Origin of the sequence: Sphingomonas sp. (assembly GCF_035758555.1) — a bacterium.
Lineage (GTDB): Bacteria > Pseudomonadota > Alphaproteobacteria > Sphingomonadales > Sphingomonadaceae > Sphingomonas_B.
Window position 1 is genome coordinate 1 of record NZ_DASTXI010000242.1, and the last position, 22,447, is coordinate 22,447.

Genomic DNA, 22,447 nt, shown 5'->3' on the forward strand with positions numbered 1-22,447 from the left:
CCGTCTCCCGTCCCGCCGCGGGACGCAGTTTCGTCTAGGCCTCTGCCCCTTTCGTCGAACGGGTCAGGCCCGGCACGCACTCCCTGTGCTCAGGCACGCGCCTCAAACCAGGGAGATAACATGCGTAACGCATTTGTTTTGGGTAGCTTTTTGGCAGGGGTGATGGCGGCGGGGGCTGCGCAGGCGGCGGTGGTGCCGGTCACGGTCAGCGCGACGGGCACGTACAGCGGCAATCTGGCCGTGCTGAGCGACGGCGTCGTGCCGGCAAACGGCAGCAACTACAACGCGGCCGACAAGGTCGCGTTCAGCGCGTCCGGCAACGCCGTGTTCCGCTTCGATTTCGGCGGCCTCGCCACGATCGATTCGCTGCTCGCGAACGTCGACAACAACGACAATTACCAGTTCCGCTTCTTCGACGGCGCGGGCACGCTGCTGCACAGCGTCGCCATCACCGGGCCGGAGGGCTCGGTCGGCTATGGCGTCGAGACCTTCACGCGCAGCTTCGCGCCGGTCAGCGCCGCCTATGCGCTGGTCACCGCCTCGGGCGGCGACAATCTGTACGGGATCGGCGAAATCCGGTTCAACGGCACCCTCGCCGCCCCCGGCGTGCCGGAGCCGGCGACCTGGGCAATGATGATCGGCGGCTTCGGCTTGGCGGGTGGAGCCGCGCGCCGTCGCCGCACCACCCGCGCCGTCGCGGCCTGATCCGATAGCGGCGCCCGGGCCTCGAGCCCTGGCGCCGCCTTCCCGGCGCCACACCCGAATACAAGAGCCTGTCCTACACGCCTGCCGCTATGCCAGGCTGGCGCCCGCGCGGCCGAATCGCGCCGGCTCTTTGACCTCGTCCATCCCGCTCACGATTTTCCCGCCGGGAAGGGAAAATGTTCGTGAATCCATGTGAATGTCACCAACGTCGTCCGGATCGTCCATGTCGTCCGGATCGGGCCGTCGGCCGCCTAATAGCTCCGCCCGACCAGCACGCGCTCGACCGCCGGCTTGCCCGTGAAGATGCAGGCGCCCGTTGCCGGCGCGGCGTTCTCCGGCACGTTACGGAGCGTCAGCTTCAGCGCCTTCAGCCGCTGGTCGACCGCGTCCAGCTCGTCGCCCGTGGGCCGCGACCATTCGACTTCGACCCAGCCGGGGAATTGGCCGCCGGTCTCGAAGAAGCGCTCCAGCCCGGCGAAGTCGGTGACGTCGCGCCTGATGTTCGCGTCCAGCCGCGCCTTCGCCTCGGCGAACAGGCCGGCCTGGATCTCTTCCAGCAGCGCCGGCACGCCGGCCACGAATTCCGCCCGCGGCTGGACCGTGGAGGCGAGCTTGCCATTCTCCTGGTACAGCCGGTCGCGGCGGATCACGCTGACATTGCCGCCGGCCGTGTCGCGCGGACCGACCTCGACGATCAGCGGCGCGCCTTTCTTCACCCAGGCCCAGCGCTTGTTCGCCGCCTTGGCCGGCCGCGCGTCGAGCATCGCCCGCACCGGCTCGCCCAGCGCCGCCTGTCCCTGCAGCTCGGCGACCAGCGCGCGGCAATAGTCGAGCACCGCGGCGTCCTCGTCGGTGTCGCGCAGCATCGGCACGATCACCACCTGCCAGGGCGCGACGCGCGGCGGCACGCGCAGCCCGTCGTCGTCGCCGTGGGTCATGATCAGGCCGCCGATCATCCGCGTCGACATGCCCCAGCTGATCGTGTGCGCGAACTCGATCTCGCCCGCGTCATTCTGGTAGCGGATGTTCTGCGCCCGCGCGAAATTGTCGCCCAGATAATGGCTGGTCCCCGCCTGCAGCGCCTTGCCGTCCTGCATCATCGCTTCGATCGAATAGGTGGCGACGGCGCCGGGGAAGCGCTCATTCTCGGGCTTCTCGCCGGCGACCACCGGCAGGCCGGCGCATTCCTCGGCAAAGCTGCGATAGAGCTCCAGCGCCTTCAGCGTCTCGGCCCGGGCATGCTCGCCATCGGCATAGGCGGCGTGGCCTTCCTGCCACAGGAATTCGGACGTCCGCAGGAACATGCGCGTGCGCATTTCCCAGCGCACCACATTCGCCCATTGGTTGATCTGCACCGGCAGGTCGCGCCAGGACTGGACCCAGCGCGAGAAAGCGGCGCCGATCACCATCTCGCTTGTCGGCCGCACGACCAGCGGCTCTTCCAGCTTCGCCTCAGGGTCGGGGGTCAGCCCGCCCTTGCCGTCGCCGACCAGCCGGTGGTGGGTGACGACCGCCATTTCCTTGGCGAAGCCCTCCACATGCTCCGCTTCCTTCTCGAAATAGGAAAGCGGGATGAACAGCGGGAAATAGCAATTGTCGTAGCCCGCGGCCTTGATCCGGTCGTCGAGCAGCCGCTGCATCCGCTCCCAGATGCCATAGCCCCAGGGCCGCATCACCATGCAGCCGCGCACGCCCGATTCCTCGGCCATGTCGGCTTCCGCGATGACGGCCTGATACCAGGCGGCGAAGTCCTGCGTGCGCGTGACGGAGAGCGCGTGCTTGTTGGTGGTCATGGCGCTGCCCTAAGCGGCTCCGGCGGGAAATGAAAACCCCGTTCGTTTCGAGCGAAGTCGAGAAACCGTCTGGCCCGGCGCTAGCGCTTCTCGACTTCGCTCGAAGCGAACGGAGATGATTTAGCGGACAGATACACTTCGAGCCGTTCTTCATCCACTTCGCCCGTCAGCCCAAGCTTGGTGCGGCGCCAGAGCACGTCCTCCACCGTCCGCGCCCATTCGCGGTCGGCCAGCCAGTCGACCTCAACGGCCGACAGTCCGGCGCCGAATTCGTCGCCCAGATCGGTGCGGTCGCCGATCATCGCTTCCAGCATCGATCCGTAGGCCCGGGCCATGCGCAGGCTGCGCGCCTCGCCCAGGAAGGGCCAGCGCGCGCGGACCTTGGCGAGGAAGTGGTCGAACCGGTCGATCTCGCCGCCGGGAAAGATCCGCGCGGCGGTGACCGGCGTCGCGTCGAAGCCCATCGGCCCGGCGAGTTTCTCGACCGCGACCTGCCCAAGATGCCGCGCCGTCGTGATCTTGCCGCCGAAGACCGACAGCAAGGGCGGGCCCTCATCATCCAGCTCCAGCACGTAGTCGCGCGTCACCTGCCGCGCCTCGCTGGCGCCGTCGTCGTAAAGCGAACGGATGCCGGCATAGGTGGCGATGATGTCGCCGCGACCGGTCTGCCGGGTGAAGTAGCGATTGACGGCTTCCAGCAGATAGCCGGTCTCGACCTCGCTGATCCGGGCTTCGCCGGAACCCTCCACCGGCACGTCGGTCGTCCCAACCAGGCTATGCCCGTGATAGGGGATCGCGAACACGATCCGCCGGTCAGGCTGTTGCAGGATATAGGCGTGCTCGCCCTCGAACAGCCGCGGCACGATCAGATGACTGCCGCGGATCAGCCGCGCGCCGGCCCTGGCGTGAACGCCAAGCCGTCCGGCAACCTCGCTGACCCACGGCCCCGCCGCGTTGACGAGCGCCCGCGCCGTCACTTCGCCGTCGCTTAAGCCGGCGCGCCAGACCTCGCCTTCCCGCCGCGCCGACAGCAGCTCCGTCCGCGTCCGGATTTCGGCACCGTTGTCCGCCGCGTCGCGTGCGTTCAGCACGACCAGCCGGGCGTCGTCGACCCAGGCGTCGGAATAGACGAAGCCGCTGGTCGCGTTCTTCAACGGCGCCAGATAGGGCCCGCCCCGGATCGCTCGCGACTTGGGCAGCGACATGCGCCCGCCCAGATGATCGTACAGGAACAGCCCGGCACGGATCATCCATTTGGGCCGCACCGCATGTTCGTGGGGCAGCACGAACTCCAGCGGATAGATCAGGTGCGGCGCAGCCTTCAGCAGCCGCTCGCGCTCGATCAGCGCCTCGCGCACCAGCTTGAACTCGTAATATTCGAGGTAGCGCAGCCCGCCGTGAATCAGCTTGGTCGAAGCCGACGACGTCGCCGAGGCGAGGTCGCTCTTCTCGACCAGCAGCACCTTCAGGCCATTCAGCGCCGCCTCGCGCGCGATCGCCGCTCCGTTGATGCCGCCGCCGATGATCAGGAGGTCGTAGTCGCTCACCGGCATCCTTACCCGCTCGTCCCGACCGCCCGTTACCCGTTCGTCCGGAGCGAAGTCGAGGGGTTGCCACGGCCTAGCAGAAGCGCCCCTCGACTTCGGTCGGGACGAATGGGTCTGTTATGCGTATTGGGACGCATGCCCAAGCCGAAACGACCCGCAGGCCTTCCCACCCGCGAGCAGATCCTGGACTTCATCACCACGTCCGACGCTCCCGCCGGCAAGCGCGAGATCGCGCGGGCATTCGGGCTCCACGGCGCCGACAAGGTCGCGCTGAAGGCGCTCCTGAAGGACATGGCCGATGAAGGGCTGATCGACAGCGCCCCCGGCCGCGCTTTCCACAAGATGGGCGGCATCCCGAAGGTCACGGTGCTGCGCGTCGTCGACGTCGATGAGGACGGCCAGGCCTGGGCCGTGCCGGAGCGATGGGAAGCGGATACCGCCGCGCCGAAGCTCCGCATCCGCGAGCGCAGGAAACAGTCGGCGCTGGGCCCCGGCGACCGCATCCTTGCCCGCACGGAGGAAGCCGGCAAGGGCTGGATCGCGCACCCGATGAAGAAGCTCGCCCGGGGCGAGGAGCTGATGCTGGGCGTGCTGCACCAGGAAGGCGACCGCTGGTTCCTGCAGGGCGTCGAGAAGCGCGAGCGACGCGATTTCCCGGTCTCCGACCGCGGCGAAGCAGAGGCGGGCGACCTGGTGCTGGCCGAAAAGACCGGCCGCCCGCCGCGCCTCTCCGCGCGCGTCATCGAGCGGCTGGGCGACCCGTTCGAGCCGCGCAGCTTCTCGCTGATCGCGATCCACCGCCACGGCATTCCGCACGTATTCAAGGAGGAAGTACTGGCCGAGGCCGAGCGCGTCGCGAAGCTGCCGCTCGGCAAGCGCGAAGACCTGCGTCACCTGCCGATCGTCGCGATCGATCCGGTCGACGCGCGCGACCATGACGACGCGGTCTGGGCCGAGGCGACCGAGGACGGGTGGAACGCGATCGTCGCGATCGCGGACGTCAGCTTCTACGTCCGCCCCGGATCGCAGCTCGACCGCGAGGCGCGGCGGCGCGGCAACAGCGTCTATTTCCCGGATCGCGTCGTGCCGATGTTGCCGGAGACGTTGTCGGCCGACGTGTGCTCACTGAAGGAAGGCGTCGACCGCGCCGCGCTCGCCTGCCATATGGCGATCGGCAAGGACGGCAAGCTGAAGAGCTGGCGCTTCAGCCGCGCGGTGGTGCGGATCGCGGCGAACGTCGCCTACGAGGATGCGCAGGCGGCGGTGGACATTTATGAGCAAGAGGCTCGCTCGTCCCGAGCGAAGTCGAGGGGCGCGGGTACGGGCTCCGAGCCGCGCCCCTCGACTACGCTCGGGACGAGCGAATTGGGCGAGTTGACCGAAAAAGCCCTTCTCCCCCTCTGGGACTGCTGGCGCGCGCTCTACAAGGCGCGGGAGCAGCGCGAGCCGCTGGAGCTCGACCTGCCCGAGCGCCGCGTGGTGCTCGACGAAACCGGCCGCATCCTCTCCGTCGCCCCGCGCGAGCGGCTCGATGCGCACAAGCTGATCGAGGATTACATGATCGCGGCCAATGTCGCCGCCGCGAAGGCGCTGGAGGCGAAGAAGGCGCCGGTCATGTACCGCGATCACGAGCCGCCGAGCCGCGAAAAGCTGGTTGCGCTGAAGGACTATCTGAAGACGTTCGATCTGGAGTTCGCACTGGGTCAGGTGATCAAGCCCGGCACCTTCAACCGCATCATCGAAAGGGTCGGCGACGCGGAGTTCCGGCCGCAGGTGATGGAACAGATCCTGCGCAGCCAGACCCAGGCCTATTATTCGCCCGACAACAAGGGCCATTTCGGCCTTTCGCTCGGCTCCTACGCGCATTTCACCAGCCCGATCCGGCGCTATGCCGACCTGATCGTGCACCGATCCCTGGTCGGCGCGTACGGGCTCGGCCCCGATGTCGACAAGACGGCGCTGACGCCCGGGGAATCGGAAGCGATGGAGCTGATCGGCGAATCGATCAGCCAGCTCGAACGCCGGGCGATGGAAGCGGAGCGCGAGACGATCGATCGTTATGTCGCCGCCTATCTCTCCGAACGCGTCGGCGAAGTGCTGGAGACGCGGATCACCGGCGTGCAGCCCTTCGGCTTTTTCGCGACCGTCGAAGGCCTGGGCGGCGACGGGCTGGTGCCGGTCTCGACGCTTGGCACGGAATATTTCCGCTACAACGAAGCCAGCCAGACGCTGACCGGCGAGGACAGCGAAACCGTGTTCGCGCCGGGCCAGCGATTGAAGCTCCGCCTTGCCGAGGCCAACCCAGTCACCGGCGGACTCCGCTTCGAGCTACCCGAAAGCGGCGCGTCGCGCGCGGCGCCGAACCGCCGCGACCGAGAACGGCCGGGGAAGCGTCGCGGCCGGCCGGCCAACATCCGCCACCAGGGGCGACGGAGGTAGCACATCGTATTCCCGCGAAAGCGGGAATCCAGCCTCAGCAGTGGATTCCCGCTTTCGCGGGAATACAAAACTCTACGAGCAGCAAAGCCGGTTCGACAGACGCGCTTGGCCGCGCCCGCCGAACGACTAGCCTCGACCCATGCTCATGCTCGCTCTGCTCCTCGCCGCCGCATCGCCTGACTGGCAACTCGTTCCTGGCAGTTTCGAACGCGGGCGCGGGCCGGATGGGAACACCGTGCTCCTCGACGCGCCCGACGGGCTGATCGTCGTCGATACCGGCCGGCACCAAGCGCATCAGGATGCGATCCTTGCCGCCGCCAGGGCGCGCGGCAAACCGATCGCGGCGATCGTGAACACCCATTGGCACCTCGACCACACCGGCGGCAATGCCGAGCTCCGTGCCGCCTATCCAGACATTCCGGTCTATGGCAGCAATGCGATCGACCGCGCCCTGAAGGGCTTCTTCCCCCGTAGCCGCGCAGGCGCCGAGCAGTTCATCGCGTCCGGCAAGGCCAGGCCCGAGCAGATCGCCGAAATCCGCCGCGACATGGCGGCGATGGACGATCTCGCCAATCTCCGCCCGACGCAGGTAGTCAGAAGCACCGGGCCGACGACGATCGCCGGCCGCCGGCTCGACGTGCATCTGGAACCCTATGCCGCCACCGCCGGGGACGTGTGGCTCTACGCCCCGAAGGCGCGGCTGGCGATCGCGGGCGACCTGGTCGTCGGTCTCACGCCGTTCATGGACACCGCCTGCCCCGAAGGCTGGCGCGCGGCGCTCGGCCATATCGCTGCCGTGCCGTTCGCGACGCTGGTTCCCGGCCACGGTGCGGCGATGACGCGCGCGGACTTCGACAGCTGGCGCAAGGCGTTCGACGCCCTGCTCGACTGCGCCGGAGACACCGCGGAGCGCCAGACCTGCATCGATGGCTGGATGAAGGACGCTGCCGCCTTCATTCCGGCCGCCGACAAGGATCGCGTGCCAGGGATGATCGGCTACTACATCGACACCCGTCTCCGCGCGTCGCCGGAGGAGAAGGCCCGCTTCTGTCCGGGCGGTCCCGGCTAAGTCGCGCTTGCCAGTTTCGTTCGGAAACCTAATCTGGCCACGAACGAGACTCGGGAGTGCGCCGCGATGATGAGCTATCTCAAACACTATATCGATGGACAATGGGTCGACAGCGAAGGCGGCAAGCGCCACCTGGTCATCAACCCGGCAACCGAAGAGCCATGCACCGAGATCACGCTCGGCTCCTCGGCCGATGCCGACAAGGCGGTGAAAGCCGCGCGGCGCGCGTTCGAAACTTTCTCGCAGACCAACGTCGAGGAACGCGCCGCCCTGCTCGAGCGGATCATTGCCGAATACAAGAAGCGCATTCCCGATATCGCCCGCGCGATCGCGATCGAGATGGGCGCCCCGATGGGCTTGGCGATGGGCGCCCAGGCGCCTGCCGGCCTCGGCCATTTCGCCTTCACGCTTCGGGCACTGCGCGAGTTCAAGCTCGAGGAGACGGTCGGCACCACGCGGGTGCTGCACGAGCCGATCGGCGTCGTCGCCATGATCACGCCGTGGAACTGGCCGGTCAACCAGATCGCCGCCAAGGTCGCCCCCGCGCTCGCCGCCGGCAACTGTATGGTGCTGAAGCCGTCCGAGGAGACGCCGGCCTGCGCCGCGATCCTGGCCGAGGTGATGGACGCGGCGGGCGTACCGGCCGGCGTGTTCAACCTGGTGCAGGGCGATGGCCCCACCGTCGGCGCGGCGCTGTCGGCGCATCCCGACGTCGACATGGTGAGCTTCACCGGATCGACCCGCGCCGGCATCGCAATCGCCGCCGCCGCTGCGCCGACCGTCAAGCGCGTCCATCAGGAGCTGGGCGGCAAGGCGCCGAACCTGGTGCTGGAAGGCTCCGACCTGAGCGCGGTGCTGCCGCCCACGGTTATGGGCGTGCTCGCCAATACCGGCCAGAGCTGCATCGCGCCCACCCGCGTGCTGGTCCACCAGGGCCAGGTCGACGAGGCGACGGCCTTCATCAAGAACATGATGGAAGCGACGCCGGTCGGCGATCCGCTCGCCGAGGGCAATCACATCGGCCCCGTCGTCAACAAGGCGCAATGGGAGAAAATCCAGGGCCTGATCCAGAGCGCGATCGACGAAGGCGCGACGCTCGTCACCGGCGGCACCGGCCTGCCCGAAGGTGTCAACCGCGGCTACTATATCCGCCCGACGCTGTTCCGTGACGTGACACCCGAAATGCGGATTGCGAAGGAAGAGACGTTCGGGCCCGTCGCCACGATCATCAGCTACGGCAATGAGGACGAGGCGGTCCGGATCGCCAACGACACCGCCTATGGCCTGTCGGCGACGATCTCCGGCGACCCCGCCAGGGCCGCCAAGGTCGCGCGGCGGATGCGCGCCGGGCTGGTGACGATCAACAGCTGGTCGCCCGATCCCGGCGCGCCGTTCGGCGGCTACAAGCAATCGGGCAATGGCCGCGAATACGGCAAATGGGGACTCAGCGACTTCATGGAAGTGAAGTCGGTCGTTGGCGAGCCCGCCTGACGCGCCACGCGTGCGGTCTCTCCACTTGCTGATGCCGTCGCCGGGCGACGCCTATGCGGCGTTGGCGGCGGAACAGGCGGGGGCCTATGTCGGCGCCTTCGCCCGTGCGGGACTGGCGCTCCGGCCGCGACCCTGGACCGAAGCGGGCAAGGCGCCTGCGCTGGCGCTATTCGCCTGGGGCTATCATCTGGAGGTCGCGCGCTGGCTGACGCTGCTCGATGGCTGGCCGGCGGAGCTGCCGCTGTTCAACCCGCCGCAGCTGCTGCGCTGGAACACGCGCAAGACCTATTTGGCGGAGCTGGACGCCGCCGGGGTGCCGATCGTTCCGACGCGGTTCGGTCCGGCCGGGATAGAGGCCGCGTTCGACCTGCTCGATGTCGACGAGCTGGTCGTGAAGCCGCAGGTCTCGGCCAGCAGCGACGGCATCAGCCGCCTGAAGCGCGGCGAGCCCCTGCCAGTACTCGTCGAGGCAATGATTCAGCCCTTCCTTCCGTCAGTGCAGACCGAAGGCGAATATGCGCTATTCTACATCGGCGGCGCGCTGAGCCATGCCATCCGCAAGGCCGCGGCTGCCGGCGAGTTCCGCGTCCAGCCGCAATTCGGCGGCGTCAATCACAGCTGGCAGCCGGATGCGGAAGCCCGCGCTGTCGCCGAAGCCGCACTGGCGGCAGCGCCCTCCGAACCGCTCTACGCGCGCATCGACCTGCTGCGCCGCCTCGACGGGCACTTGGCCGTCGCCGAGTTCGAAGCGATCGAACCCGATCTCTACTATTCCTATGGAGACGGCGTGCTGGAGCGGCTGGCCCAGGCCGTGGTCAGATCTTTGTAGCATGCGGCAGCCTTGCCCCCGTTCGCTTCGAGCGAAGTCGAGAAGCGCGGCGTGGCGCCAGCCGGTTTCTCGACTGCGCTCGAAACGAACGGCGAGGGGAACAGGTTTGGCGGCGCGGCAAGGGAGGGGAGCCGCGCCGCCCGTCAACGGCCGGCCGCTGCGGGAGCAGACTCCCGCGCAGTGCCCGCGCCGCCGACGATCTCGAAATACATCAGCGAGATAGGGACGCGGCGGGCCGGTTCAATAGTCCTTTGAAACGCGAACGTTGGCGCTCTGCCGCCCGATCGTCGAGATCGTCGAAAGCACCGACAGCCAGCGCGTGATCTGGAACTCGACGCGCGTCGCCGAATAGCCCTGGCCGTCGGTGATCAGCTCCACGAACGCGCGGCGCGTGATGTATTTGCCGGCCGCGATCGCGGTGCCCTGGCCGATGGTCGGATCGGCGGCGATGATGCGCAGCCGGTCGAGCCCCACCGCGCGCCGGAGCGCGTTGATCGGATCGAGCCCGCCGCCGCTCTGCAGTGCCGCGACCGCCGATGCAAGCTGCACCGCTTCCGGCGCCGACAGGTTGGTGATCGAGGTGCCGAACAGCAGCCGCGACAGCAGCTCGTCCTCGGGCAGCGCCGGGTTGCTGGTGAAGGCGACCTCCGGCTTCAGCCCCGTGCCGGTGACGCGGATCGTCGCGGACAAACCCTGGATGTTCGCGTTCGCCGCGATGTCCAGCACCGGATCGGGCGGACTGGCGCCGTTGAAGCGGATCGTGCCCCGTTCCAGGTCGAAGCGGCGGCCGGCGAACTCATAGCCGCCGCGCAGCAGCGTCGCGGTGCCGACCAGCACCGGCTCGCCGACCGTGCCGGTGATCGCCAGCCCTGCGCGCCATTCGCTGTCGAGACCCAGGCCAGTCACCATCAGCCGGTTGCGCGCGGTCGCTTTCAGGTCGAGCTGCCAGGGGGCGGGGGGAGCCGGCGGTTCCATCTCGTCCGCGGGCCGGTTCAGTTCGCTCAGGTTCGCAAGCCGCGACACGGTCGTCTCCGCCCGCGCGCGGCCGAGCCGATAGCGGCTGCGGTCCAGCGTCACTTCTCCCGCGATCAGCCCGCCATAGCCGTTGGACGTGATGCGCAGCGGCCCCGTCACGGCCGCGCCGATATCGTCGCGGTTCAGCAGCACGGCCTCGTGCGCGTTGACGGTCAGGTCCATGCCGACGCCCTGCCGCGCGCCGAAATCGAAGGTGCCGGTGCCGGTGACGGAACCACCCTGCCCCGCCGTCGCGGTCATCCGGTCGATCACCAGCTGCGATCCGCCGAACCGGCCGGTGGCATCAAGGTTGGTGAGCACTGTGCCGGTCGTCGAGCTCTCCAGCCGCGCACCGGTCGCCTTGATCGACCCGCGGATCACCGGGTCGGGCAGCCGTCCGCCGATGTCTGCCGCGATCGCGACCGAGCCGGACAGGTCGAATTGCTGGATGCCGGTCAGCCGCCACAGCGTATCCGCAGGTCCGGCATAGCGGAGCTGCGCGAACAGCGGCGCATTCGACAGTCGCGTCGCCAGATCGCCGCCGATCGGCAGCGGCGCCAGCCGCGCCTGCGCGCGGCCGATTACCTTTCCGTCGCTGGCGGCGACCGCGCGCGCCGCCGCCTGGCTGCCGTTCAGCACGGCCTTCAGCCCGAGGTCGATCGGTTTGGAGGTCAGGACCAGGCTGGACCGCGTCAGGCGCCGCACGGTCAGATCGAGCGAGCCGGAGGGCAGCGCGACCCCGCCTTCGCGGTAGCGGATGCGGCCGGTGGCGGTGCCGCCCAGCCCGAGATTGGGGGTGACGATGTCGAACACCGTCATCGGCACGGCAGTCAGCGTCGCCTCGACTTCGGTCTCGGCGGCGCCGAACAGGCCGGCAAGCTTCAGCTGCCCACCGCCATAGCTGAGGGCGGTCGGCGCCAGTCGCCAGCCGCCCCTCTCCGCGGTCAGCACGGCCGGACTGTCGATGTGGACGGGCTTGCGGTCGATCGTGCCGCCGCCGGTCACGGTCAGCCGCTCCGGCGAGACTTGCGCAACCGTCTGCAAATCGAAAGCGCGGCCGCGCGATCCGGCGAGAGCCGCCTTCACCTGCCCGCGTCCGTCCTGCAGGTCGATGCTGGCGGCCAGCCGCGCGAGGGAGAGCGGACCGCGCCGCAGCCCGCGCGCGGTCACCGTGCCGCGCATCACCAATCCCTTTGGATCGAGCACCACCTCGCCGTCGAGACCGCCGCGCACCACACGGATCTCCGGTTCGGTCGCGATGCGGGCATTGGCCGCGTCGAAGCTCAGCGAAATGCGCTGCAGGTCGCCGGGCCGGTCGAAGTCGAGCATGCCGGCCAGGCCGGGGCCGGTCACGCGCAGCCGTCCGTCGAAGCCGCGGCCATGCGACGTCAGCTCGCCGGTCGCGGTCAGCCCGGCGACGGCCAGCGTACCGACATCGATCCGCGCCGGCTCGCCCTTGGGCAGCAGGATCGCACCGGCACTTGTCCATGGCCCGAGGCTCGACCGGCCGCCGGCGCGATAGCCGAAGCCGGTGGCGGTCGGCTCCAGCAGCAGCCGCATGTCGGCAATGCCGAGCGCGTCGAGCGGGCGCGGCAGCAGGATATCGAGCCGGGGCCGCTCGATCCGCCCATCGAGCGTCAGCCGCAACGCGCCATAGGTGGCCTGCCGCCCGCCGCCCTCGAAATGGAACGTGCCGTCGCGCCGCCGATATCCGTTGCCGGTCAGCACAAGGCTCGGCGCGGTGATGCGAAGGTTGGTGAAGTGGACGATACCGTCGCGGTCGCGGACCAACGCTGCTTCGAGATAAGGCAGCCCGCCGGCCAGCCCTGCCAGGAAGCCGTTGTCGAAGCGCCGCACCCAGGCCTGTGCGCGTCCGGTGACGTGCGTGCCGCGCCGGTTCGCGCCCGGCACCACCGACAGCGTCGTCTTCACGTCGACGATGCCGAGGCCGGGGATGTAATAGCGCCGCAGTTCTCCGGCGAGCCGCACGTCATAGTCGCCGGTGCGCAGGTCGACGAATAGCGAGGCGGTGCTGGTCAGCTTGTCCGAACGGACCCGCAGATTGTCGCCAGTGATTGCCTTGCCGGTCACTTTCAGCAACCCGTCGACCTGAAGGTTGGCGAGAATGCCGCCGGCAACATCGCCGACGCCGGTCACACGCCGCGCAGTGAAGCGGATCGGCACCGTCACCGGCGATGGCGACAGCCGACCCGCACCAACGATCCGCGCCTGCTCGAAACCCGTATTGTCGAAATGGACGATGGGGCTGGTGATCTCGTAACGGAACTTCGCCCGGCCATAGGGTCCGTCGAACAACGCGAGCAGGCGGACGTCGCGCCCGCTCATGTTCTTGAACAGCGCGGGCGGCTGCAGCAGCGACGCCCGAACCATCAGCGCGTCATATTGGCCGCGTTCGAGATCGAGCCCGCCGTCCGCCTGCAATGCAAGTGCGTCGGAACGGAGCTTCAGCCGTCCGGTCAGAATGCCGCCTTCGAGCGTCCCGTGTCCATCGATGGCAATGCGCTTGCCTGACAAGCGCTGCAGCCGCCCCTTGGTTACCGTCTCGAAGAACAGGCCGCCATTCAGCCGGTATTCGCCTTCGCGAACCTGCAGCACGGTATCGACGATGCGCTTGTCGCTCGCGTCGAGCTGGGCAGTACCGTTCCAGACGGTCCAATTGCCCTTGCCGGCGATGCGCAGCGCCAGCGGACGCGATGTACCGATCAGCTTGCCGATCACTCCGTCGGCAGGCGCAACCAGCTGTGCGCCGAGATCGAATTTATGCCTCTTCGGCTCGACGTCGAGCAGCAGTTTCAGCCGGTCGCCGGCGCTGGTCCAGGCGCCCCCCTGCACCATCGCGCGGCCGCTGCGCACGTCGGCGGCAAAGGCAAGCGCGCCGACGCGCTCGGGCCCGGCCACGCCCTTCACAATCCGCAGCCGATCGATCGCCAGCCGGCCCAGCCGGATGTCGAAACTCGGCAGCGTAAATGGCCTGCCGGTTTTGCGGAACTGGGGCACTTTGTGCAGCGTCGCGGTGGCTGCGGTCAGCTGGTCGATGTCGAGCCGGTTCACGGTCCAGCGCCACGGCGTCCAGCGCAGCTTTATGTCGGGCGCGGACAGGAACAGGCCCTGCGGATCGTAGAAGCGCACGTCCTTCAGGTGTGCGCTGCCGTAGATCGAGCCTTCGATCCGGCCGATGCGGATGCGCAGGCCGGACCTGATCTGCAGCTGCTCGATGCGGTCGATCAGGAAGCGGTGGCCTGCACTCGTGTCGAGTCCCCATAGCCCGGCAAGCACCGCCAGCAGCAGCGCGACCGGCAACAGCGCGAGGCGCCAGCGCCGCCGCTTCTTCGCCGGTGCGGGCGCCCCCTCATCCATCTAGAAGGCCTGGCCCAGCGAGACGAAAACCGTGATCCGTGAATCGCCCTTCTGAGGGTTGAGCGGGGTACCGACATCGACGCGGATCGGGCCAAAGCTCGAATGGTAGCGCACGCCCAGCCCGGCCCCGTAGCGCAGGCCGCTGAAGTCCGGCAGCGCGGCGCGATAGATGTTGCCGCCGTCGAGGAACGGCACGATCCCGAAATTGCCGAAGCGGATGCGGGCCTCGGCGCCGAACTCGGCGAGGCTGCGGCCGCCGGTCGGGTTGTTGTCCGCGTCGCGCGGCCCGATCGCCTGATAGCCGAAGCCGCGCACCGAGCCGCCGCCGCCTGCGAAGAAGCGCCGCGACGGCGCGATGCGATCGGCCGATGCGCCCATGATGGAACCCAGCCGGATGCGCCCCGCCAGCACCACCCGGTCGCTGACCCGCTGATAGGCGCTGCCGTCGAGCTGGAAGCGGGCGTAGCCGAATACCGTGTTCTGCAAGGAGACTTCGGGGCTGAAGCGGCCGGACAGGCGGAAGCCGCGCGTCGGATCGAGCAGATTGTCGCTGCCGTCATAGGCCAGCGTGCCCGGCAGCGCGCCGATCAGGTAAGTGCGCCTTGCGGTGCTGGTCAGCGAGTTGATCGCGCCGCGCTCGTTCGACGCGAGCAGCTGCACGCCGGCGCTCCAGGTCCATTTCTTCTGGAAGATGATGTTCGACTGCCGCTCGATCCCGGCGCCGAGCAGGAAAGTCCGCGCCTCGTAGCCCGGCTGATCGAGATGGCTGAGCGCGGCGTCGGCGGTCAGCACATGATCGCGCTTCTTGTAGTTGCTGCGGCGGAAACTGGCGGCGGCGGACTGCTCGCGAGTGCCGAGAACGGCGCGGAGCGTCAGGGCGCCTTCGGGCGGAAACAGGTTGCGATGCTGCCAGCTGATCGCCGCCCGCGCCCCTTCGCCGGTGCCGTAGCCGAGCTCGCCGGCGATCGTGCGCGGCGGTGCGGGTTCGACCTTGACCGCGATGTCCACCGTTTCGGCCGTAGCCCCGGGCTGCGGCGTCACCGTCACGACCGAGGCCAGGCCGGTCGCGATCAGCGCGCGGCGGAGGTCGTCGATGTCGCTGGCTTCATATGGCTGGCCCGGCTTGAACCGAGCGATCCGCTGGACATGCTTCGCACTGAACAGCGAGCCAGGCGGGACGATGATCTGGCCGTAGCGCCGTTTGCCGCCCGGCTCCACGTTCAGCACCAAAGTCGCCAGCTTGCTTTCGTGATCGACGATCACCTCGGGCTCCGGCACCTTGGCGAACGGGAAGCCGCCCTGCCCGATCCGCTGGCGCAGCGCCGCGGTGCCGGCGTTGACTGCCGCCGCGTCGACCGGGTCCTGCGGCTTGACACCGAACGCCTCGCGCAGCGCGTCCGCCTGCTGCGGCGCCCCCTCGAGTCCGCGCACCTCCACCTTCGCGAAGCGGTAGAGCTCGCCCGGATCGGCGGCGAGCGTGACGACCACCCGGCCCGCTTCGGGCGTGACGCGCGGCTCGACCTCGGCATCGTAATATCCGCGCGCCTGAAGCAGCTCGGCGAGCAGGTCGGCATCCTCGCGCGCGCGGCGGTCGATCTGGGCGACGTTCGCCGGCTGCTTCTCGCCGGCCTTCAGCGTCGAAAGCGCATCGAATTGAGCGGCAACCAGCTCCGTCTCTTCGGTGTCGAGCCCCTCCAGGCGCACGTCATAATGCAGGTCGGCGCCCGCCTCGGTCGTCGCTCCCTCCGCAACGGGAGGCGGCTCACCGGGCTGCGGCGTCAGGTCGGGCCAGTCGATGCCGAGGCCGGGCAGCGGATCGAGCGGGGAGTCGGGGTCGAGCACCGGCTCGGCCTCAGGCACTGCCTGGGCGTGAAGCGGAAAAAGGGGACCGGTCGCCGCAGCCAGGAACGCGGCCACGGCCAACGCCGCGCCGGGGCGCCGCGACGAGCAGCACATCATGGCGCGTGGCTTATCGCGTCGCGGCCCGCGCCGCCAGCGTTAGTGCACCGTGCCGATCACTTCGTCGGCTGTCAGCAGCACGACCAGCCGCTCGACCTGCCGCCAGCGGCAGAAATGGACGACATTGCCCAGATCGCGGCTGCGATCGGCACGCGACGCCGCCTCGATCGCCGCGTCGAGGCCGAAGCGCGCGATCAGGTCGGTCGCGTCGGCGAGCACCGCGCGGTCGGCAACATAGGGTGTCGGGGTCACGCGGCTTTTCTCCACGGGGGCGGCCTTACCGCAAAGAAGCTTGCGCTCCGGCGGACGAGAAGGGTCAACGCGATCTTGACCATCTTCGCTGGCGTCCCGCCGCCCGCCATGGCATGCGCCCGCCATGCCTCGCTCGCCTGCGCCGAAATCCGCCGGAATCCTCTTCGCAATCCTGCCATTGGCCGGCGCGATCGGGCTCGGTCTGATAGGCGAGCCGGTGATCGGATTGCTTGCCGGACTGGCGCTTGCGGCGGTCCTGGTGACGCTTTTCTGGCTGATCGACAGCCGGCGCTGAGTTACGCCCGATATCCCCGTTATCCACAGGCGTCTGGGGGCAGATTCCGCTTGGTGCGACTCGGCCGGCGTGAGACCATCTGTTTCGTGATCGGAACAAGATCGCACGAAGGGACCGCCCCCGGCGGAACCTGACGCGAAGGAGGGAAGATCATAGCCGATACGGAAATCTGAGAGCTTCGGCTCGATGCCAACCCATCGGCACAGGCGCCGGAAGCGATATTGCCGGCGCGCCTGCCGAGACCCGCAAGGGCTGAAGCGAGCGCGACAGCAATATCCCAAGAAGGGCCGCGGAACCGCCGCGTTTCCTCATCCGAGGGGCGAGGCAGCGAAGCGACGCCTGAGCTTGAGAGAAGATGTCCGCCCTTCGGGGCCGGAGACCAACTGTTGAGCTCGGCGCAGTGGGGGCTGGCGGAAACGCCGGCCCCCATTTCGCATGCGGCGGCGATCTTTCGTCACCCCGGACTTGATCCGGAGTCCGCCTTTATTTGTGCGCTGAACAGAAGGTGGATGCCGGATCAAGTCCGGCATGACGCTGCAAATGAGCTACTCCGCCGCCAGCGCCTTCGGCCCGTCGAGCTTGCCGACTTCGTTCCCCCACGCGTCCCAGCCCGGGCGTTCGCTGCGGGCGAACAGCTCCAGCTTCGACGCTTCGGGATAGAGGCGGTCGATATAGTCTCGCACTTCCTCGGGCTTTTGCGAATGGGCGCGTTTCGGCGCGAGGATCACGTTCGGCACGCCTTCGTCGCCGAGCGGCATCGGCCGGCCCTTGGCGACGCGGCTGGCGGCGAGGACGTATTCTGCGGTCGGCTTGACGATCGACGGCCGCACGCCTTGCGCGCCGATCGGGCCGCCGTCCTTGCGCGCCTTGACCCAGACGAAAGCGATGCCGCGGAAATGGAGCTTCCACGCCGTCAGGCACGCCATCGCCACATCCAGCCGCGGCGAGGTTGCCCACAGGAACAGCACGCCGCGATCGGACAGCAGGTCCGGCACCGGCAGCGACACGATCGCCTCGTCGGGGGCGGTCGCGTAGAATTTCGCGGCGGCGCCCCATTTGTTCTGCTGCCCGTAGTAGGACCAGGGCGGATCGGCGAGGATCGCGTCGTAACGCCGGTCGGGCAGGTCGCGCCAGAGAGTCATGCGCCCCGACTAGCGCAAGCGGCGGCGACGCGTCAGCCCCTTGCGTTCGCCGAAACTGGACGACGTGGATGACCCGAACGAAGTTGATGACATTCACATGGATTCAAGAACATTTTCCCTTCCCCGCGGAAAATGCGCGTTCACCCGTTCAAAGAGCCCGCCGCGATCCGGCGCGGCAGCAGCATGGCACAAGCGAGGCCGTGTAGGACAGGGTTTTGTTTCCGGTCTGTTCCGAATCAGCCGGCTTCGGGCGGAGCGACGGCGGCGGCCGCGCGCGGAATCCGGGCGGACAGGTCACGATCCCACGCGAGGCGGAGGATTCCGGTATGGCCGATCCGATCGCCCGAGCCGAGGTCATAGTCGGCGCTGCTCCACGGACTGACCACGCCGTCGGTCGCGCGGAAGTCGGAGAAGCGGCTTTCGATCCGCTTTTCGGTGGAATCGACATCGGGATGGTAAGCGCGGCGATCCTGCCGGCGCACGACCTGGCCGGTCACGCGATCGAGGAACAGCCGCGTCTCGAAGCCGTCCGCGAATGTCAGCTGGATGCAGGGCGGATCGGCGCCGATCAGGTCCAGCCGGTGGCCCTCCGCGGGCAGCGCGTAAAGTGGCGTCAGGTTGAAGGCGATGCCGTGCAACAGCGCTTCCCTGCCCTTTTCGCCGGCCGGTGCAGGTCCCGGCTTGTCGCCCGGCCAGCCCCAGACGCCATCGCCATCGACGCCTTCGCTGAAGGCGCGCTTGCCGGACATGAACACGTCGACGCGCACGCGTCCGGAACGGTCCGCGGCATAGGTGCCGATCGCGGTGAAGCCCGGCTCGCTGATTCGAAGCACGGCATCCATCGTGCGCAGCCGCGCCAGCCGCTTCATGCCGCCGCGGGCGCGGGTGTTCAGCGCGATCAGTTCGTCCAGCGTGGTCGCCCGCGCGGCGCCCGGCACGCCAAGCGCGGCAACGGCGGCGATGAACATCCGCCGGTCCAGCGAGCTCGTGTCGGTCATGGCTACTCCCCTTTTGCGGACAGGGAGCGGCGCGGGGGCGTAAGCGGCAACGCCGGTTCGACGAACGGCGGCCAATGTTCTGTAAACAGTTGTAATCGAGCGGGGCTGCTGTCCGCTTCAGCAGAAAGAAGAAGCGGGATCCCGGCTCAAGGCCGGGATGACGATGGGATATGTGAGTGCTGGGTCAGGCCGGCGGGCCGGCGTTCATCGGGTTGGGCAGCGTCGCCGGTGCCATTGCGCCGCGGCGGTTCTCCGGGACGGGAGCGGTCGCATCGGGACGGAAGTCCGGATTGGCGCGGTCGCCGGGGCCGTGCGGCTTGCCGAGCGCGAGATCGGCGGCGCTGCTGCCGGCTTCGCGGCGGCGCCCCCGACGAGCGAGCGCGACCAGGCCGGCCGCCAACGCGATTCCGCCGGCGACCAGCGCCGCCACGGTGCGGGTGCCGGTGCCGTCCCGTTTCGTTTTCCCGTTCTTCTTCGCCATCGTCTCGCTCCATGAACCGTTTCGGGTTCAACGGGCGGGCATGGCGCCTGTTCCTATTGCTGGCCGCCCAGCATCCGGATGATGCCGGAGAAGTCGAGCCCGGCATGGCCGGCATTCGCAAAGGCCTGGTAGAGCGCCATTGCCTCCGCGCCCATCGGAACGGATGCATTGGTGTCGCTCGCCGCCTGCACCGCGAGCTTGAGATCCTTCAGCATCAGGCCGGCCGCGAAGCCGCCCTGATAGTCGCGGTCGGCGGGCGTTTCCGGCCCGACGCCGGGCAGCGGGCAATAGCTGGTCATCGACCAGCTCTGCCCCGACGAAACCGAGCTGATGTCGAAGAAGGTCTGCGGATCGAGACCCAATGACTTCGCCAGCAGGAACGCCTCGCAGGTCGCGACCATCGTCGCGCCCAGCAGCATGTTGTTGCAGATCTTGGCGGCCTGGCCGGCGCCGCTGGAGCCGGCATGGATCACCGCCTTGCCCATCAGCTTCAGGATCGGCTCGGCGCGCGCAAAGGCATCCGCCGGGCCGCCGACCATGAAGGTCAACGTCCCCGCCGCCGCCGCCGCGATGCCGCCGGAGACGGGCGCATCGACCGCGGCCAGGCCTTTCGCGGTCGCGGCCTCTGCGACTTTCTTTGCGGTGCCGACGTCGATCGTCGAGCAGTCGAGCAGCAACGTGCCGGGCTTGGCGGCGCCGAACAGCGACTCCTCATAGACCTGGGCGACATGCTTGCCGGCCGGGAGCATCGTCACGATCGCCTCGGCGCCGTCGGCCGCGGCCGCCGCGCTTTCGACCGGCAGGCAGCCGGCGGCCTTGGCCTTGTCCAGCGCGTCCTGCGACAGGTCGAAGGCGCGCACGTCATTGCCCGCCTTGGCGAGATTCGCCGCCATGCCGCCGCCCATGTTGCCGAGCCCGATGAAACCGATACGTGCCACTTCCGATACTCCTCAGTTCGTCACCCCGGACTTGATCCGGCATCCACCTTCTTCTTCCACCTTCGGCAAAAGAAGGTGGACCCCGGATCAAGTCCGGGGTGACGGTATTGGGCTCAGCGACCCTTCCACTGCCCGGGCCGCTTCTCGACGAAGGCGGCCATGCCTTCGCTCTGGTCCTCGGTGCCGAACAGGCCGTGGAACAGGCGGCGTTCGAACAGGATGCCCTGCGCCAGTCCCGTCTCGAACGCGGCGTTGACCATTTCCTTGTTCGCGATCGCGGCCAGCGGCGGCATGTCGGCGATCGTCTTCGCGGTTTTCAGCGCCTCGTCGATCAGCTCGGCCGCGGGGACGACACGGGCGACCAGGCCCGAGCGCTCGGCCTCGGCGGCGTCCATCATCCGGCCGGTCAGGCACATTTCCATCGCCTTGGCCTTGCCGATCGCGCGCGTCAGGCGCTGCGAGCCGCCCATGCCGGGCGAGACGCCCAGCTTGATCTCCGGCTGGCCGAACTTGGCGGTATCGGCAGCGATGATGAAGTCGGCCATCATCGCGACCTCGCAGCCGCCGCCCAGCGCATAGCCGGCGACCGCGGCGATCCAGGGCTTGCGCGTCGCGGTGACCTTCTCCCAGCCGGCGAAGAAGTTGCTGGCGTACATGTCGGCAAAGCCCTGGCTCGACATTTCCTTGATGTCGGCGCCGGCGGCGAATGCCTTTTCACTGCCGGTAAGGACGAGGCAGCGCTGCGCCGGGTCGGCATCATAGGCGGCCATCGCGTCGATCAGCTCCGCCAGCACCTGGCTGTTGAGGGCGTTCAGCGCCTGGGGGCGGTTGAGGCGGACGAGCGTGACGGCGTCGTGGCGCTCGATCAGCAGGGTTTCGTAGTTGGCCATTTCTTCCTCTTCGTCATGCCGGACTTGGTCCGGCATCCACCTTTTCTTTGTCCACCTCTCAAGAAGAAGGTGGACCCCGGATCAAGTCCGGGGTGACGGGTTCCCGCGCGCAATCACGCCGGCGTCCACGCCTCGTCGTCCGGCAGCGGCGCAAAGATCGTGTCGAGCATGTGCTCGGTCACGCCTTCGGGGCTGGCCGGGTTCCATTTCGGCGCATTGTCCTTGTCGACGATCACCGCGCGCACGCCTTCCAGGAAATCGTGGCGCTGCACGACGTGCGCGCCGACCGCATATTCCTGCCGCATCTCGTCGGCAAAGCTGTGCATCTCCGCGCCTTCCTTCAGCAGGCGGAGCGCGACCTTCATCGTCTGCGGCGACTTGGTGTTGAGCGTCGCCAGCTCCTTGTGCGCCCAATCCGAGCCGTCGGCCTCGAGCGCCGCATAAACGTCCTCCAGCCGGTCGGACGCGAACAGCCGGTCGATCCGCTCCATATTGTCCGCGATGCGGGCGGGCGGCGGCTCTTCGGCGAAAGCGTCGAGGATCGCCTCGACCGCGGAAGGATCGGCCGCGATCTTGGCCTTCACCTCGTCCAGTGCGGCGGCGGGGATATAGTGGGTCGCGAGACCGAGATAGAGGCACTCCGCCCCGTCGATCCGGGCACCGGTCAGCGCCAGGAACTGCCCCGCCCGGCCCGGCAGCCGCGACAGATACCAGCCGCCGCCGACATCCGGGAACAGGCCGATGCCCGTTTCCGGCATTGCGAACCGGGTGTTCTCGGTCGCGACGCGGAACTTGCACGGCAGCGAGATGCCGACGCCGCCGCCCATCGTGATGCCGTCCATGAACGCGACAGTCGGCTTCGCGTAGGTGAACAGCCGGTGGTTCATCCGGTATTCGGCATGGAAGAAGGCGCGCGCTTCGGCCCCGTCCTTCGCGCCCGACTCCGCGAGCATGCGGATGTCGCCGCCGGCGCAGAAGCCGCGGCCTTCGGCATGGTCGAACAGCACCGCGCGCACGGTGTCCTCCGTCCGCCACGCCTCCAGCCGGCCGATGATCGCCTCGCACATCGCCGTGGTCAGCGCGTGAATCGCCTTGGGCCGGTTCAGCCGGATGCGGCCGACATGGCCTTCGGTGAAGGCGACGATGTCGTCCGTCATGCTTCGTGCTCCTGCGAAAGCAGGAGCCCAGGGCCGCGTGCGCCGAACCAGATGATCTGGGCTCCTGCTT

17 protein-coding genes are annotated in these 22,447 nt (G+C 68.5%); 6 read left to right on the forward strand and 11 right to left on the reverse strand.

The genetic code is table 11. The features are described from left to right. The first annotated feature begins 120 nt into the window (after positions 1-120). The gene (locus VFT73_RS14400) at positions 121-705 is read left to right on the forward strand and encodes a PEPxxWA-CTERM sorting domain-containing protein (RefSeq protein WP_326412645.1); all 585 of its coding nucleotides are present in this window, start codon (positions 121-123) and stop codon (positions 703-705) included. Between the two features lie 251 nt (positions 706-956). Here the strand turns inward: VFT73_RS14400 and VFT73_RS14405 are convergent, their stop codons facing one another. Beyond that, the gene (locus tag VFT73_RS14405; protein ID WP_326412647.1) at positions 957-2,498 is read right to left on the reverse strand and encodes an aminoacyl--tRNA ligase-related protein; all 1,542 of its coding nucleotides are present in this window, start codon (positions 2,496-2,498) and stop codon (positions 957-959) included. Positions 2,499-2,578: 80 nt separating this feature from the next. Then, entirely contained in the window at positions 2,579-4,051 is a 1,473-nt protein-coding gene (gene glpD / locus VFT73_RS14410) for a glycerol-3-phosphate dehydrogenase (protein WP_326412649.1), read from the reverse strand. Between the two features lie 129 nt (positions 4,052-4,180). Here glpD and VFT73_RS14415 point away from each other — a divergent pair, with 129 nt between their 5' ends. From VFT73_RS14415 to VFT73_RS14430, 4 genes are all read left to right on the forward strand, one after another. Then, positions 4,181-6,484: a ribonuclease R family protein gene (locus tag VFT73_RS14415; RefSeq protein WP_326412651.1), complete on the forward strand. Its 2,304-nt coding sequence runs from the start codon at positions 4,181-4,183 to the stop codon at positions 6,482-6,484. A 139-nt stretch (positions 6,485-6,623) separates the two neighbouring features. Next, positions 6,624-7,553: an MBL fold metallo-hydrolase gene (locus tag VFT73_RS14420; protein ID WP_326412653.1), complete on the forward strand. Its 930-nt coding sequence runs from the start codon at positions 6,624-6,626 to the stop codon at positions 7,551-7,553. A 66-nt stretch (positions 7,554-7,619) separates the two neighbouring features. Further along, complete coding sequence (locus VFT73_RS14425; RefSeq protein ID WP_326412655.1) at positions 7,620-9,044, forward strand: aldehyde dehydrogenase family protein; 1,425 nt, start codon at positions 7,620-7,622, stop codon at positions 9,042-9,044. A gap of 10 nt (positions 9,045-9,054) precedes the next feature. After that, complete coding sequence (locus VFT73_RS14430) at positions 9,055-9,873, forward strand: hypothetical protein (protein ID WP_326412657.1); 819 nt, start codon at positions 9,055-9,057, stop codon at positions 9,871-9,873. A 240-nt stretch (positions 9,874-10,113) separates the two neighbouring features. Here the strand turns inward: VFT73_RS14430 and VFT73_RS14435 are convergent, their stop codons facing one another. From VFT73_RS14435 to VFT73_RS14445, 3 genes are read right to left on the reverse strand one after another with little or no spacing between them, the layout of a single operon-like run. Beyond that, on the reverse strand, positions 10,114-14,265 hold the full coding sequence (locus tag VFT73_RS14435) for a translocation/assembly module TamB domain-containing protein (RefSeq protein WP_326412659.1): 4,152 nt from the start codon (positions 14,263-14,265) through the stop codon (positions 10,114-10,116). Continuing rightward, the gene (locus VFT73_RS14440; RefSeq protein ID WP_414712829.1) at positions 14,266-16,224 is read right to left on the reverse strand and encodes an autotransporter assembly complex protein TamA; all 1,959 of its coding nucleotides are present in this window, start codon (positions 16,222-16,224) and stop codon (positions 14,266-14,268) included. A 39-nt stretch (positions 16,225-16,263) separates the two neighbouring features. Further along, positions 16,264-16,491 carry a hypothetical protein gene (locus tag VFT73_RS14445; RefSeq protein ID WP_414712830.1) on the reverse strand — a complete coding sequence of 76 codons (228 nt, stop codon included), beginning with the start codon at positions 16,489-16,491 and terminating at the stop codon, positions 16,264-16,266. Between the two features lie 109 nt (positions 16,492-16,600). Here VFT73_RS14445 and VFT73_RS14450 point away from each other — a divergent pair, with 109 nt between their 5' ends. After that, positions 16,601-16,771, forward strand: a complete 171-nt coding sequence (locus VFT73_RS14450) for a hypothetical protein (protein WP_326412663.1) — start codon at positions 16,601-16,603, stop codon at positions 16,769-16,771. Positions 16,772-17,316: 545 nt separating this feature from the next. Here the strand turns inward: VFT73_RS14450 and VFT73_RS14455 are convergent. From VFT73_RS14455 to VFT73_RS14480, 6 genes are all read right to left on the reverse strand, one after another. Next, entirely contained in the window at positions 17,317-17,913 is a 597-nt protein-coding gene (locus VFT73_RS14455; RefSeq protein WP_326412665.1) for an MT-A70 family methyltransferase, read from the reverse strand. A gap of 236 nt (positions 17,914-18,149) precedes the next feature. After that, a complete protein-coding gene (locus VFT73_RS14460) occupies positions 18,150-18,911 on the reverse strand; it encodes a hypothetical protein (RefSeq protein ID WP_326412667.1) in 762 nt (253 codons plus the stop codon). A 184-nt stretch (positions 18,912-19,095) separates the two neighbouring features. After that, positions 19,096-19,392, reverse strand: a complete 297-nt coding sequence (locus tag VFT73_RS14465) for a hypothetical protein (protein ID WP_326412669.1) — start codon at positions 19,390-19,392, stop codon at positions 19,096-19,098. 53 nt (positions 19,393-19,445) lie between these two features. Continuing rightward, positions 19,446-20,330 (reverse strand): 3-hydroxyisobutyrate dehydrogenase, encoded by an 885-nt coding sequence (gene mmsB, locus VFT73_RS14470; protein WP_326412671.1) that lies wholly within the window; start codon positions 20,328-20,330, stop codon positions 19,446-19,448. Positions 20,331-20,443: 113 nt separating this feature from the next. Continuing rightward, positions 20,444-21,220, reverse strand: coding sequence for an enoyl-CoA hydratase (locus VFT73_RS14475; RefSeq protein WP_326412676.1), 777 nt, complete (start codon positions 21,218-21,220; stop codon positions 20,444-20,446). A gap of 113 nt (positions 21,221-21,333) precedes the next feature. Next, positions 21,334-22,377, reverse strand: a complete 1,044-nt coding sequence (locus VFT73_RS14480) for an enoyl-CoA hydratase/isomerase family protein (protein ID WP_326412673.1) — start codon at positions 22,375-22,377, stop codon at positions 21,334-21,336. Between the last annotated feature and the right edge of the window lie 70 nt (positions 22,378-22,447).